At 65.0% G+C, this 14,513-nt stretch carries 12 protein-coding genes; 3 read left to right on the forward strand and 9 right to left on the reverse strand.

Annotated elements, in window-relative coordinates:
- Positions 1–32: 32 nt before the first annotated feature.
- The 4 genes from Q5Q88_RS04375 to Q5Q88_RS04390 all read right to left on the reverse strand — a co-directional run bounded on the left by Q5Q88_RS04375 (position 33) and on the right by Q5Q88_RS04390 (position 4,609).
- Positions 33–869, reverse strand: coding sequence for a heme exporter protein CcmB (locus Q5Q88_RS04375; protein WP_302741962.1), 837 nt, complete (start codon positions 867–869; stop codon positions 33–35).
- Positions 870–1,649: an ABC transporter ATP-binding protein gene (locus Q5Q88_RS04380; RefSeq protein ID WP_302741964.1), complete on the reverse strand. Its 780-nt coding sequence runs from the start codon at positions 1,647–1,649 to the stop codon at positions 870–872. It abuts the gene before it with no gap.
- Positions 1,646–3,844, reverse strand: a complete 2,199-nt coding sequence (gene ccsA / locus Q5Q88_RS04385) for a heme lyase CcmF/NrfE family subunit (RefSeq protein ID WP_118654060.1) — start codon at positions 3,842–3,844, stop codon at positions 1,646–1,648. The genes Q5Q88_RS04380 and ccsA overlap by 4 nt, the downstream gene beginning before the upstream one ends.
- An 81-nt stretch (positions 3,845–3,925) precedes the next feature.
- Positions 3,926–4,609 carry a cytochrome c maturation protein CcmE gene (locus Q5Q88_RS04390; RefSeq protein ID WP_118654059.1) on the reverse strand — a complete coding sequence of 228 codons (684 nt, stop codon included), beginning with the start codon at positions 4,607–4,609 and terminating at the stop codon, positions 3,926–3,928.
- Positions 4,610–4,762: 153 nt separating this feature from the next.
- On the opposite strand from Q5Q88_RS04390, the gene Q5Q88_RS04395 reads away from it, so the two are divergent.
- The gene (locus Q5Q88_RS04395) at positions 4,763–5,527 is read left to right on the forward strand and encodes a type III pantothenate kinase (RefSeq protein WP_118654058.1); all 765 of its coding nucleotides are present in this window, start codon (positions 4,763–4,765) and stop codon (positions 5,525–5,527) included.
- Positions 5,528–5,638: 111 nt separating this feature from the next.
- On the opposite strand, the gene folP is transcribed toward Q5Q88_RS04395, so the two are convergent.
- Entirely contained in the window at positions 5,639–7,369 is a 1,731-nt protein-coding gene (gene folP / locus Q5Q88_RS04400) for a dihydropteroate synthase (RefSeq protein ID WP_302741967.1), read from the reverse strand.
- Positions 7,370–7,542: 173 nt separating this feature from the next.
- Here folP and Q5Q88_RS04405 point away from each other — a divergent pair, with 173 nt between their 5' ends.
- Positions 7,543–8,379 (forward strand): exodeoxyribonuclease III, encoded by an 837-nt coding sequence (locus Q5Q88_RS04405; RefSeq protein ID WP_302741968.1) that lies wholly within the window; start codon positions 7,543–7,545, stop codon positions 8,377–8,379.
- Here Q5Q88_RS04405 and Q5Q88_RS04410 read toward each other — a convergent pair.
- The 4 genes from Q5Q88_RS04410 to Q5Q88_RS04425 all read right to left on the reverse strand — a co-directional run bounded on the left by Q5Q88_RS04410 (position 8,357) and on the right by Q5Q88_RS04425 (position 12,775).
- Positions 8,357–9,337 (reverse strand): cation:proton antiporter, encoded by a 981-nt coding sequence (locus tag Q5Q88_RS04410; RefSeq protein ID WP_302741969.1) that lies wholly within the window; start codon positions 9,335–9,337, stop codon positions 8,357–8,359. The two genes, Q5Q88_RS04405 and Q5Q88_RS04410, sit on opposite strands and share 23 nt — an antisense overlap.
- A 65-nt stretch (positions 9,338–9,402) precedes the next feature.
- Positions 9,403–10,164, reverse strand: coding sequence for a DUF6580 family putative transport protein (locus tag Q5Q88_RS04415; RefSeq protein WP_302741971.1), 762 nt, complete (start codon positions 10,162–10,164; stop codon positions 9,403–9,405).
- A 5-nt stretch (positions 10,165–10,169) separates the two neighbouring features.
- On the reverse strand, positions 10,170–11,753 hold the full coding sequence (locus Q5Q88_RS04420) for an ABC transporter ATP-binding protein (RefSeq protein WP_302741973.1): 1,584 nt from the start codon (positions 11,751–11,753) through the stop codon (positions 10,170–10,172).
- Positions 11,750–12,775: an energy-coupling factor transporter transmembrane component T gene (locus Q5Q88_RS04425; RefSeq protein ID WP_302741975.1), complete on the reverse strand. Its 1,026-nt coding sequence runs from the start codon at positions 12,773–12,775 to the stop codon at positions 11,750–11,752. The genes Q5Q88_RS04420 and Q5Q88_RS04425 overlap by 4 nt, the downstream gene beginning before the upstream one ends.
- 131 nt (positions 12,776–12,906) lie before the next feature.
- On the opposite strand from Q5Q88_RS04425, the gene glmU reads away from it, so the two are divergent.
- Positions 12,907–14,307, forward strand: a complete 1,401-nt coding sequence (gene glmU, locus Q5Q88_RS04430; RefSeq protein ID WP_302741977.1) for a bifunctional UDP-N-acetylglucosamine diphosphorylase/glucosamine-1-phosphate N-acetyltransferase GlmU — start codon at positions 12,907–12,909, stop codon at positions 14,305–14,307.
- The last annotated feature ends 206 nt before the right edge of the window (positions 14,308–14,513 follow it).

A 14,513-nucleotide genomic window follows, 5' to 3' on the forward strand; every position in this document is an offset into this window, starting at 1 on the left:
TTTTTGATTAGGTATGGTACCAGCTCGTTGGATCACGAATCGAGAACGAACTCGTAGAGGCCCCAAGCGGCTGCAATCATCACGACATCGTAGGTGCCGGCGAGCGCAAGGCTCCTCCAGAACGTGGCAAAGGTTCCCTCAACGCCAGCGAGCGCGACGCCGGTGGCCGAGACGCATGCATACAGCAGCGGAAACGCCACCGGTATGAACAGGATGGCGAGCAAGACGTCCTTGCCGCGCGTGTCGATCGCCATGGTCGACAGCAAGGTGCCCACACCGGCGACGCCCACCGTGCCCACCAACAACGGCAGCACGATCATCGGCGCAGTGGCGGACAGCGGTGCACCCGAGAGGAAGAAGACGAAGAACAGCGGTACGGTCACCAGCTCAACGGCGAGCAGGAACAGCAGATTCGAAGTCGTCTTGGCCAAGAACACGACCGCGCGGTCAACCGGCGCCAGCAGGATGCCCTCCAGGCAGCCCGACTCGGTCTCGTGCGAAAAACTGCGATTGAGACCAAGCAGGCTCGTAAACACGATAAGTGCCCACAGCAGACCGCCGGAAAAGGAGACAACCTGCAGTTTGTCCCCCACCTGCGCCAACGCGGCCCCGTACACCGTCAGCACCAAAAGCGAGTACACAACCATCGAGGTGAGCATCTCGCGCGTGCGCAATTCCTGCCGCACGTCCTTGCCCAACAGGGCGCGATACTGGGCGAACGCCGAGGGTTTGGAGGTTGAGGGCTTGGCCGGGGCGTCCGAGGCGCGCGGGGCGCCGACGGCACCCGCGCTAACGGCGGCACCCAGGGCAACAACGGCACCCTGCGCCCCCGCGTCGCCACGACGCAGGCTCTCCCGCTTCTCCTCCATCTACGCCATCCCCATTCCCACGGTCGCCAAATACAAGTCGCGGAATGCCCCGCGGTCCACGTCGGCCTTCTGGGCGCACACCACGACCGCGCCCTGCGCCAGGATGAGGGCATGGGTGCATAGGTCGTAGCCCTTCTCGAGGTCATGACTCACCATCACGAAGGTCCGCCCCTCGCGCACACGGTCGATAAGCTGGTCGAAGAGCTCCGCCGCATGAGGGTCGAGTCCGGAATAGGGTTCATCGAGCAGCACGATCTCGGGGTCGCTGATAAGTGCCCGGGCAATCGAGAGCCGCTGCTGCATGCCGCGCGAGAACGTACGCACGCAGTCGTTCCGCCGATGATCGAGCTCGACCAAACGCAGCAAATCGTCGATGCGCGCCTGTGCCGCAGCACCCGCCATGCCGTAGAGCGAGGCGAAGAACGCCAGGTTCTCTTGGGCGGTCAGGTCTCCATAGAGCATCGGCTTGTGGGAAATGAGCCCTACGCGAGCGCGCAAGGCATCGGGCTCCTCCAGGGCATTTACGCCGAGCATACGCAGTTCGCCGCATGTGGGGCGCGCCAGCAAGGCGAGCTCGCGCAGCAACGTGGTCTTGCCGGCGCCGTTGGGGCCAAATATTGAGAGGAAGGCGCCTTGAGGCAGCACGAGGTCGACCCCATCCAACGCGCGCCTGCCGCCGAACTGCTTGACAAGGCCACGCGCCTCAATGGCGAACGGATCGCACGCTCCCAAAGCCCCATCGCGGGAACCGGGGGCAAACGGCAGGGGACGGGCCGTCATCGCGCATTCGCCTTCGCTTGGGCACGAGTGCGCTCGTCTGCCGCCAGCAGCGGCGTGGCACGACGCGGCGCGAATGCCAAGGCGATGCCTAAAGTCGAGATGGCGCCGCCCGCCCAGGTCAACAGGATGAGCGGGTTGACCTTGACGTTGATGGAAAGCGTGCCGTCGGCGTTCAGGCCCTGGAACGCCACGAACAAGTCTTCGAGCGGACGCGTAAGCACCGCGGCATCGAGGGTCGACTGACTCGTTGCGGCGGCGACCTTCATGGAAGGCGCCACGTGCCCCATTAGGCTCCCCTGCTCATCAGCCACATCAAGTTCCACGCGCATGACTTCGTTATCCTGGCTGTCGGCATAGCGCTCGGTATCGGTCAGGGTCAGCACGTAGCCCCCCACCTGAACAGACTCGCCCTTCTCGCCGGCAAGGCTCACCGTCACATCGCGCACGTACATCATGGAACCCACCAGACCGAGCGCGGCGATCGCAATGCCCAGGTGGCACAGGTAGCCGCCAGCCTGCGCAGGCGAGCGACGGAACAGGTTGAACGCGGCGGCCGGCGCGCCCTCTCCTTTGTTCCGCATGCGGGCCCGCACCCCGCGCACCAGTAGATAGGCCGAAGTGGCAATCAGCAGCGAAATAGCCGCGAGGGCCACGATTGTCAGCGCGAAGTAATACACCGCGGGCCCCTGTTCGGCCAAAGCGTCGGCAGCCGATCCGCCATCGGTCAAGATGGCACTGTAGGTGGGCATCAGCTTCGTCCCAAAGAGCACAAGTCCGGCCACAAAAAGGCAGGCGGCCACCACAAGCGGGCGGCGCATATGCCCCCAAAACGCAGGGCCCTGCGTCTTGCGCCAACCAAGGAGCGGACACACAGCCATGAGCAGTAGCACCACGACGGCGACCGGCCGCGCCACGGCGTTATACGCACCCGCCGCGACCACGGCGCCGCCCAGCGGCATCCATGTGGGAAGGGCGCTCGACACCGTAAGGTAGGCCACGAGCGCGCCCGCCATCACCATGATGATGTTCGTGAGGTAGTACGATCCGTTCTTGGAGAGCATCGACTCGATCTGGTCGTCATCCTCGCCGATCTCGCCGTGACGGTACAGCAGGCCAAGCAAAAACGCTAGGCCACTTGCCACCATAATCGCCAGGAAGAAATATGTGGACACCGGGTCCTCGGCAAACGCATGCACACTTTGGACCAAGCCCGAGCGCGTGATGAACGTGCCAAGCACCACGAAAATGAACGTGATGGTGGCAGTGAACATGCTCCAACGCTTGAAGATGCCGTGCTTGCGGTACATCGTAAAGCTGTGGATCATCGCCACGCAGGTGAGCCAGCTCATAAGGCTCGCATTCTCCACGGCGTCCCATGCCCAAAAACCGCCCCAGCCCAGGACCACGTACGCCCACACGGCACCCAGGCCCATGCCGATGGACAGGAAGATAAAACCGAACACCGCAACGCGGTCGCACAGTTCGACCCAGCGGGCCGAAAGATCGCCCGTGATAAGAGCCGCCATGGCGTACGCGAACGGCAACGTCATGGCGGCGTAGCCGATGAAGGTCGCCGGCGGGTGGAGAATCATCGCCCAATGCATGAGCAACGGGTTCATGCCGCCGATCTTGCTGGCGAGCGTGCCGTCGGCGTTGAGGTGCTCGGCGGCGGTGGGCATGAACGGATTGTTGGAGCTCGAGAACACGAGCGCTGCGACGAACAGGGCGACGATGACCTGCGCCACGCCCAGGGCCACCAACGTGAGGTCCTCATGTGCGCGGCGGCGACGGCACGCCTGCACGGCAACGAAGGCGGAGATGAGCCACGTCCACAACAGCAGCGATCCCTGGCGACCGGCCCACACGGCACTCACCCGGTAGAGCGGCTGCAGGGGGCTGTCCGTCGCGGGGTAATTCGAAACCACATACGCTAGGCTGTAATTCTCCGTGAGCATGCACACGAGGATGATGCCCACACATGCCGTCAGCAGGGCAAAGCTCGCGTAGACGAACGCCTGCCCAGCGTGGCGCATGCGCGCAATCGGCACCGAGGGTTCCGGGGCCGTTGAGGGTGCGGCGCCGGAGCCTGCCGCCCCCGTACTTGCCACTTTGCCGCTCGCCACGAGCAGCACTGCCGACACCAGCGCGAATACCAGGGCGAGCGCCTGGAATACATTACCTATCGTCGATACCATGCAGCACCTTTCCCGTATCTCGACATCCCGCGCGTCGACGCCATGCGCGCCCACGGGCCCATTTCGTTGTCCTTTACGTCCCTACTTGGTGATGGAGGCATCAATTGCAGGCTGCTCCGTCGCCACGAAGTTGCCATCGGAATCAAGATGACCGGACACGACCACGGCGACGCCGTCCGCGATCTGCTCATCAAGCCCTCCGTTATACACCACGTTGAGCGTAGCGCCCTGGGATTCGATGGTGAATCGAATGGCGGAGCTGGCATCGTTGACGTCACCCTCAACATAACCGCACACCTTGGTGTCCTCGAACAGCATGGCGTCCGCCTGGTCGAGCAGACCCTTCACCGTGAGGGATCCCTCGGCGCTCTCGTACTTGGACGGGCACTTGGTGACCATCTCCGTGCAGTTGAGGAACGGCGGGTTGTCCACGTCACCCGTGCAGATGGCCACAACACCCGCGCCAAACGTCGCGGGCAGCGCCCCCTCGTAGCCAACGCGCAGACGAACCGAGGGGTTCGGCGCGCCCGACTCATCCTCAGGCGCGATGTCAAAGGTCACACGCGCGCCGTCCTTCTCGATGGAATCTGCCACGACCACGCCGCTCACCTGGACTTTTTTACCTTGGTACGACCCAGTTGCGACGTCGGCGACCGTAACCGACGAAGCGGAACCACCCGCCCCCGCAATCGCCACGATCACCAGCATGGCAATGGCAATGATGCCGCCCATCACCACTAAACGACGCTTGGCCTTCTTGTTCATGTCGCTCCTCATGCCCTCGCCACGCGGACGCCCCGACGCGGCGGGAGCCCATGGCGGCGCTCTTTGCGTTTTTGACAGCCAATAAGTATACAATGTGCGCTGGCAGGCCGCATCGTGCGGCAATTCCTCCCCGTTAACGGAAGGTTCATCATCATGCTGCTAGCCATCGACACGGGTAACACGCAAACCGCCCTCGGCCTGTTTGACGGCAACGAGCTCCTGCATGCCTGGCGCATGCCCACCGACCGCGCCTTCACCAAAGACGAGATACACGTGCGCCTGCTCGGCTATTTCCGCAAAGACGGACTCGAGCTCTCCTGCGTGGATGCCATTGCCTTCGCCGGAGTCGTCCCTCAGCTCATGCGCGAATGGGAGGGCGTGGCCGAAGTGATTGGCGCGCGTCTTATCGTGGTCGGGGCGCAAACCTCCGCCGTAACCGCAATTGAGGCAGCCTCACCTGCCGAGGTCGGCGCCGACCGCATTGCCAACGCCACCGCGGCAGCGGCGCTCTATGGCAGCCCGAGCATCGTGGTGGACTTTGGCACAGCGACCAACATCGACGTGGTGAACGAACATGGAGCGTATATCGGCGGGTGTATCGCCCCCGGGATCCGCGTGTCACTCGATGCCCTTACCGCCCGCGCGGCCCGTTTGGCCAGCGTGCCCCTCGAAGCTCCGGCGCATGCCATCGGGCGCAACACCGTCGAGGCGGTGCAGAGCGGCACGGTGGTGGGTGCCGCCGCGATGGCGGAGGGGCTGGTCGCGCGCATCAAGCGCGAGCTGGGGCGCGACGACGCGTGCGTCATAGCCACGGGCGGACTTGCGGGCATCGTCTCCGAGGCCACCGACGTCTTCGATGTGGTCGACACCCAACTCACCATCAAGGGCATCTGCGAGATCTACCGCCGCCTGGCCTAACCCGGCCCAAACTGGGTCAGGCTGGCCTGGGCTGGGTCCGTTCAGCCTGACCCAGTTCAGCCCAGCGCGGTGCCTGCATGCGCTCCCCCACCGCGGACGCGAGCGGGCGGCTTACAGGGTGCCGAGCTCCGCCACTACGTGGCCCACGCGGTCCTCGGGCTCCTTGACGTCGAGGCCCTCGTAGCGGAAGAAGCGCGCCGGGTTATGCATGAGGTCCTCAAGCGGAACCAACACGAAATCGCGCTCGCCCAGGCCGGGATGCGGGAGGCGTAGCTTTTCGCCGCCATGGATCTCGTTATCCATCCACAGCAGATCGCAGTCGATAACGCGCGGGCCGTTGGGGCGTGTACCCTTGCCGCGTGTGCGGCCGAGCTTCTGCTCGATCTTCATGAGCTCTTCGAGCAGGATGAGCGGAGCGAGCTCGGTCTTGATCTCAACCACGGCGTTGGCGAATGCCGGCTGGCGCGTCTCGTACGCGGGCTCGCTTTCGTAGATGCGCGAGCTGGCAGAGACACACGTCATGGGAATCTGCGCAATGAGGTCGCGGGCGGCGCGGATGTTCTCCTCTCGCTGGCCCTTGTTCGATCCGAGCGCCACGTATGCGCGGCGAGGCTGAGGGCGCGCAATGGCCCAGAAGCCGTTGAGGAACTGGTAAAAGCCCGCAACGTCGTGCACGCGAACAATGTTGGCACCCTGCTCGATAGCTCCCAGGCACACGCCGAAGGTGGCGATGTCGCGGTCATGTGCGTCCTCGACACCGGCGATGGCGCCCACCAGGCGCTTGCGCGACACGGCGCACAGCGTGGGATAGCCGAGCGAGGCGATCTTGCCCATCTCGCGCTGAATCACGATGTCCTCGTTGGCATCCTTGCCAAAACCGGGGCCGGGATCGAGGCAGATGCGCTCGCGGTCGACGCCCGCGTGAATGAGCGCGCGGGCCTGATCGGAGAGGAAACCCATGACGCGACGCATGATGGGGGCGGAATCGGGCAGGGTGAAGCGGCGGAGCTGCGACGTGCGGTTACCCGAGCCCGTGCGAGCGGCGGAACGTGCCATAACGGAGGCGAGGTCGTCACCGGCTACTGCGGGCTCCGCGGCAACGGCGGCGGACTGGGGCATATCGAGCGCGACGACCTCGCTCTCGGCGGCGGGAGACTCGTCGCCGAGCGCGGCGGCGTCGCCGTTCGGGCCAACCGCCGCGGCATCGAACGGGAGCTGCGGCTGCAACGGCTGAATCATGCCCGAGATAAGCTTGGCCTTGGCAGCGCGCTTGGACTTGCCGGTTGCACCCAAGGCGCGGGCCGCGGCCTCCGCCTCACGAGCCTTCTCGGCCATGAACGCGGCGGCCGAGGTGTCAAGCTGCACGGCGGTGTGGGTGCGCGGACGCTCAAACTCGCCCACCTCACCTGCATGCATGACCACGAGGCCGCAATCGCTATCCTTCACAAAATCGACCATGCGCGGGTCCGTGAAGCCCGTCACGTCGTTCACGATCGACGCGCCCACGCGCACGGCGGCCTTGGCAACCTCCACGTGACGCGTGTCGATCGACACGATGGCACCCGCCCGCGCAAGGGCCTTGACCACGGGCAACACGCGCTGCGCCTCGGTATCGGGATCGACCGGGGTAAAGCCGGGGCGTGTGGACTCGCCACCGACATCGATGATGTCGGCACCGTCGTCGAGCATCTTGAGCCCGTGCGCAATCGCGGCATCGGTGTCGAGGTGCTCGCCGCCATCGCTAAACGAATCGGGGGTCACGTTCAGGACGCCCATGATGCGCGGGCGATCGAACTTGAGCTCGTACTTGCCGCAGCGCCAGACTTTGGAATCGCGTGCCATGAGGATCCTTTCGAGAACGTTCGAGTCCCTCTATTGTATCCAGCGAGGGCAGGCGCGTCACACTCGCACGCGATTTCCCATTTCCTCTAGTATAGTTACCCGAATGAAACCTTACATCGCCCTGCAGATGTAGCTCGTTGACGCACTCTGCAGGTGCAGAAATGGAGCCCTCTATGACCGCCACCCGGACTTACCGCCTCGCCTCTTGGAACGTAAACGGCCTGCGCGCCGTCCTCAAGAAGGACCCGAGCTTCACCGACATCGCCGCCGAGCTCGACGCCGACGTACTCGCTCTGCAGGAGACCAAGCTGCAGGAGGGCCAGGTCGACATCGACCTGCCCGGCTACCACCAAACGTGGAGCTACGCCGAGCGCAAGGGTTACTCGGGCACCGCCGTGTTCAGCCGTGAGGAGCCCCTCTCCGTCCGCCACGCCGACGCCGTGCTCGCCGCGGGCCGCGGGGCGGGACTCGACGACGACCGCCTCGAGCTGGTTGCCGCGGCGGCAACCGAGGGCCGCGTGTGCGCGCTCGAGTTCGAGCACTATTGGTTCGTGGACGTCTACACGCCCAACGCCCAAAACGAGCTCGCCCGCCTGGACGTGCGCATGGCATGGGACGACGCCTACCGCGCCTTCCTGCGCTCCCTCGAGGACGAGACCGGAAAACCCGTCGTGACCTGCGGGGATTTCAACGTCGCCCATAACGAGATCGACCTCAAGAACCCCAAGTCGAACCGCGGCAACGCGGGCTTCTCCGATGAGGAGCGGGCCAAGTTCGGCGAGCTGCTCGACGCCGGCTACACCGACACCTTCCGCGCCGCCAACCCCGGCCTCGAGGGCGCCTACAGCTGGTGGAGCTACCGCTTCAACGCACGCAAGAACAATGCGGGCTGGCGCATCGACTACTTCCTGGTGAGCGATTCCATCGCCGACCGCGTGCGCGCCACGGGCATCCGCAGCGACATCTTCGGCTCGGACCATTGCCCCGTCACGCTGGAGATCGAGCTGTAAGCAACGGCGGCAATCGCGGGCGGGCGGGCGCATGGCGCGCGCCCCCGAACAACTCCAGGCCGCCGCGAAGCGCGTTATCCGCGCGCGGCACCGAATCCCGCAATCCGCCAGCATCGACCCCCTCGGGCGCGGCACCATCGAGCAAGACCTTGCCGGACGAGAACCCATCCAGCGCGCCCGCGCCGGGCGCATCAGTGCCGACGGCCTCGCCATACAGCCGCGCAAGAGCGGGAACCCCACCCAACGCGTGCTCAAGCGGCATGCGCGCCTTGAACACAAAACTGTTCAGCGCAATAGACAGCACCGCCGCGCCAAGAATCAGGCTGTACTGATCCTGCGTGAGCACGCCGAGCGCCATGCCCGTCTGTCCAATGAGAAACGAGAACTCGCCAATCTGCGACAAACCCGCCGCAATGGTGAGCGAGCTTGCGAGCCCCGCGCGAAACGCCACCGGGAGCACCACCAAAATCACCACCGTGATCAGGTCCTCCACGATGAGCCATCCCGTCGCGATGCGGCCGCCCTCGGTGTCGGCGAGGCCCGCGTCGGCCAGGTTTTTGATGAGCACGACCGTCGAAGCGATGGATACGGACAGGCCGAGCATGACGCCTGCCTCGATCGGCCAGCCCAGAGCAAGGCCCAGCCCACAGCCGGTGAGTGTGCCGAGGGCTGTTTGCAGCAAGGCACCCGGCACCGCAACGCGACGCACGGCCACGAGGTCGTCGAAGGAGAAGTGCAGGCCGGTGCCGAACATCATGAACATGACGCCCACCTCGGCAAGCTGGCTCATCGCATGCGAATCTCCGATGAAGCCCGGGGTGAACGGCCCTACCGCAAGACCGCCGAGCAGGTAACCCACAACCGGTGGGAGGCGCGCGGCACGGGCGAGGATGCCGCCCAAAAACGCCGCGACGAGGGCGATGACAAACGTGGCGAGGAGAATGCTGTCTCCGTGCATGTGGACCTCCGGGTGGGCACGCGCCCGGTCGAATCAGCTACATACGATGTTTGCATGGGATCAGTCTACCCACGCAGGCCGTATTTGCGCGCCACGCGGTTGATGCGGCGCGTCCACGGGCCATACAGGACCGCAAGAAACACCGCGGTCGCCACACCGTGAATGACGTCGAACGGCAGAGATGCCGCCACATACGTCAGAGCGCCAGGCCAGGTAAACGGGCGCACGAACCCCAAGACGCCGTAGGCGTTGATGATCACGCCGTAGAGGGCCCCAGAAGCAAGTCCGCATGTGACGAGTGTCACCATACGCGGCTTACCCGTGGCGCGGTTGTCGAATACGCCGGCGCTTGCGAGCACTCCGCCCAGGTATCCGACCATGCCCCAGGCGTACATCTGCCACGGACTCCACATGCCCTGACCAAAGAAGAAGTTACTGGCGAGCGCGGCGAGGGCCCCAACCATGAAGCCGTTTCGGCGGCCCAGGGTGGCTCCGGCGATGATCGCGATGGCCGAGACCGGCTTGAAGTCCGGCACCGCGGCGAACAAGATACGCCCGGCGGCCGCAAGGGCGGAGAGCACAAGCGTGGGCATAATCTGCCTCAGCGCCGGACGACCCGCCTCGTACCCCGCGAAGAACAAGGCGAGCACCACCGTCACCACCAGCAACATGAGCAGCGCCGTTTGGGCAAAGCCCGCAACGAGGGCCAATCCCATCGCAAGCGGAACCGCAGCGAGGAGCACGACCTCGAGCAGGGCTCCTCCGGGATAGGCGGCCAGCCCGTCAGGCGATGCCGCAGCACGCTGTTTCTCGTCGTCAAACCTCATGTACATCACAGCCGGTAGAAGATGTTGTTGCGGAAGAACTCGTCGGCAGGCTCCGTGCAGGCAACCTCGCCGTCAAACAGCAGCGAGACGCTGTTGGCAAGGCTCGAGACGAGCTCCAGGTCGTGCGTCGCCATAACGATGGTGGCACCCCGCGCGCGTTCCTCCTCGAGCACCTCCGCGACCCTGCGGCGAGCCGCGCGGTCGAGCCCCTTGGTGGGCTCATCGAGCAGCAGCAAGCGCGGCCGTACCAGGAGCACCTTGCCCAAGGCAAGCAGCTGACGCTGACCGCCCGACAAATCATACGGATGCGCAGCAGCGCGGTCGGCAAGGCCGAGCCTCGAAAGCATGGCCTCGACCTCTTGCGGCCCGTAAGCTCCAACGCTCGACCATTCCATAAGCTCGTCTAGCACGCACTCCTCGGCGAACAATGCCTTGGGGTTCTGCGGCAGTAGGGCCCTCTCGCGCACATCGATGCAAACGGCACCCTTCTGTACGCGTTTCGTTCCCGCCATCAGCGCCAGCAGCGTGGACTTTCCGCAGCCATTGCCACCCACCAGTGCGTGCAGATCGCCCGTGCGCACGGACAGCTCGGTGCCGCGCAGGACCCAATCTTCGTCGCGTCCATAGCGAAACCACGCACCACGCACCTCGACGGCAGTGCCGCCGTTCGCGGCACCGGCGCGCATCCGACCAGCGTGCGTGGTCGTAGCAGCCGCCTCGCCTGCAGCTCCTCGTATGGAAACGCGGCGGCCAAACTCCTCGAGCGCCACCTCGTGCACGCGGCCGCTCCGCAGCTCGAACGCGCACGTGGCGTAATCTGCCATGAGCTCCGGCGCATGGGTGGCCACGATCACCGTACAGCCCAGCTCGCGATTCACGCGAAACAGCGCATGCAGGAAATTCTTGGTCGCAATGGGATCAAGCTGCGCGGTGGGCTCGTCGAGCAGCAGCAGGCGCGGCTGCATCACCAGCGTGGATGCCAAGGCCAGAAGTTGTTTGCGCCCGCCCGAGAGCGCGTCCGTGGCGCAGCGAAACCAGTCGCCCATGCCAAAGAAATACCCCGCCTCCGCCACGCGACGCCGCATCTCGGCCTGGGGAACGCCCAGGTTCTCCAGGCCAAACGCCATCTCGTGCCATACGCTGTCGCACACGATCTGGTTGTCGGGATCCTGAAAGACAAACCCCACCGTACGGGCAGATTCCTCGTCCGAAAGGTCGTCCACCGGATGCCCGAATACCCGAACCGATCCTGCCCGGCGGCCAACTGGCGCAATCTGCGGCTTCACCAGCGACAGCAGGGTGGACTTGCCCGAACCGGTATCGCCCACCAAAAGGGCAAACGCGCCCGGCTCGATACTCAGGCAGACATCCTCTAGAACAGGCGCGGGCGAATCGGGATAGGAAAAAGTCAGACCTTGGAAAGAGAGCGCCGGGGCAAGCGCATGTGCGGGGGCTTCGGCCTGCGCGCGAGCTCCGCCGTCGTCCGCACGACACCCCGTGCCGCCCGTGCAAAGCCCATCGTCCGCACAGGGCCCTCCGTCATCCACGCCGAGCCCCCTGTTGCCCGTACCGGCTTGGCAATCGCTCATGTGAATCTCCTCATCTCATATATATGGAGCACGGCGGGCGTGAACATCCAGGCTGCGTACGGCAGGTACCCCCACCACATATCAATAGGGCTAAGACGCGGGTAGAACGCGTAGGGCGCGGTCAACGTCCAGGAGACCCACGCGCACAGGAGCCCTCCCATCAGCAGCATCGCCGCCGCGGCGGCATCGCGCGGCGTGAACCGATACGGCATGTAGGTCGTCCTGTGCTTGCAGGCGCCCCAGCCCCGGGCGCGCATGGCGTCGGCCGTCTCAAGCGAGTCCTCCATAGCCCACCCCATGAGCACGGAGCTCTGACGCAACCGGCTCGCAACGCCGGCGGGCAGCCCTCGACCCCGGGCAGCGCGTCCCCCCGATCTCAACGGCAGGTGCCACTCCGACGCGCCGACAACGGCCTCCGCGCTCGCCCGCGACGCACGCGGCCCCTGCGAACCGTGCTTCTTCGACCTCGCCTCTGCACCGTTCTCAGCACCGCCCCCCGCAGACACCGCGCAGCTCCGCGCCACATCCTGCGCTGACGCAATCGCGCGACCCTGCCTCAAAAACCTCGGCACCAGGCGCATCGTCATCGAGACCATAAGTGCCACAACGGGAATCGAATTTCCCAACAAGCCCAAAACCTTGTCATACGAAAGCATCGCGGAGGCGGCGGCGAACCACTGAACGCTCGCGAGGAACAAAAGCGCCATCGCGCAGCCGTAGAGCAGGCTCTCCATAAAGACCGGTCGCCCAAAGAACACGAACAGCTCGGTCGACCCCATGTGGACGAACAGGGGGTTCACCAGGGTGATCACGAGAACCACCGGCAGCTGCCAGCGCAGTGACCCCAGCGCCGCCCAGATGCCGCGCGCGCACGCCGCGTATGCAAATCCGCCGGCGAACGAGATAGCCACCAAGACCGGATGCATCGAAAACATGGTAAGAGCGAGCGTGATCGTGATGAACACCGCGGGCACCACGGGGTGCATGGCGTCGAACGCCGTGTGTCGTACTGCCCGAGCCAAGAGCGCACCTCCCCTGTGACAATTGCACGCGCATCCCCCGGTGCGCACCATCCGCCTCCCACGCTGCGGTATCATCGCATTACGCGCGCCATGCGCGCGTGGAACCTGCAACCAATCTTTGGGAGCCATATATGGATGTTACCGCGATTGTAATGGCCGCCGGCGAGGGCACGCGCATGAAGTCAAACCATGCCAAAGTGTCTCACAAGATTTTGGGAAAGCCCATGGCCTGTTGGGTCATCGACTCCGCGCTCGCGGCGGGCTGCAACCGCGTCATCGTTGTTGTGGGTAGCCACTCCGATGAGGTCCGCGCCATGATCGCCAGTGCCTATGAGGGCACGCCTGCCGCCGGTGTCGTCGAGTGCGTCGAGCAGGCCGAGCGCCTCGGCACCGGTCACGCCGTCCGCTGCGCGCTGGAGGCCACCGGCATCGATGCCGGACCCATCGTGGTCCTCAACGGCGACCTGCCGCTCATCCAGGCCGACACCATCCGCACCTTCGCCAACACGGTCGCCAACGGCACACACGCCGGTGCGGTGCTCACCTTCACTCCGCCTGCGCCCTTCGGCTACGGCCGCATCGAGCTCGCCGCAGACGGCTCGGTCAACCGCATCATCGAGCAGAAGGATTGCACGCCCGAGCAGGATGCCGAGCTGCTGGAATGCAATGCCGGCTGCTACGCCTTCGACGGTGCGCTGCTCGCCGCCCACATCGGCGAAATCGGCAACGACAACGCGCAGGCTGAGTACTACTTGCCCGACATGGTCGAGATCCTCAAGGGCCACGGCCATGCCGTCACCATCTTCCACTGCGATGACTACCGCGACGGCCTGGGCGTGAACAGCCGCGTGCAGCTCGCCGAGCTCACCGCCATCGCGCGCGACCGCATCAACGAGCACCTCATGACCGAGGGCGTCACGTTCATCGATCCCGCCCAGGCGTGGATTTCCCCCGACGCGACAATCGGTCGCGACACGGTCGTGTGGCCGCAGACCCACCTCATCGGCACCTGCCGCATCGGAGAGGGCTGCCAGCTCGGCCCCAACACCCGCCTCACCAACGTGGTCGCCGGCGACAACTGTTCGCTCGACGAAACCGTGGCCATCGATGTTGCGATCGAGAACGGCGTCACTTGCGGCCCCCGCTGCTACCTGCGCCCGGGTACGCACCTGCTCGACCGCGCGCACGTGGGCACGCATGTGGAGATCAAGAAGTCCACCATTGGCGTGGGCTCCAAGGTGCCGCACCTCTCCTACATTGGCGACACCACCATGGGCGCCGGCGTCAACGTGGGCGCGGGCTCCATCACCTGCAACTACGACGGCAAGAACAAACACGCCACCACCATCGGCGACCGCACGTTCATTGGCTCGGACACCATGATGGTCGCCCCCGTGAACATCGGCGACGACGCGATCACCGGCGCGAGCAGCTGCATCACACGTGACGTGCCCAGCGGCGCGCTCGCCGTCGAGCGTAGCGACCAGCGCATCATCGAGGGCTACACCGAGAAGCGCCGCGCTCGCCTCTAAGTTTCAATTGGGGACAGGCACAAATTGAACATGCCGCCCGAGGTGCTTCGCCAAGGGTCCGCCGGCCATCCGTCACTTCGGAAGGCCGGCTTTTTCATGAACGCCGCAGGCCCAACATATTTTCAATTTGTACCTGTCCCCAATTGAAATACCGCCCCTCTCACCGATGAAGTTTCCTTGGGCGGATTATCGATGGTCAAATAGCT

Source organism: uncultured Collinsella sp. (assembly GCF_959026545.1).
Classification (GTDB): Bacteria; Actinomycetota; Coriobacteriia; order Coriobacteriales; family Coriobacteriaceae; genus Collinsella.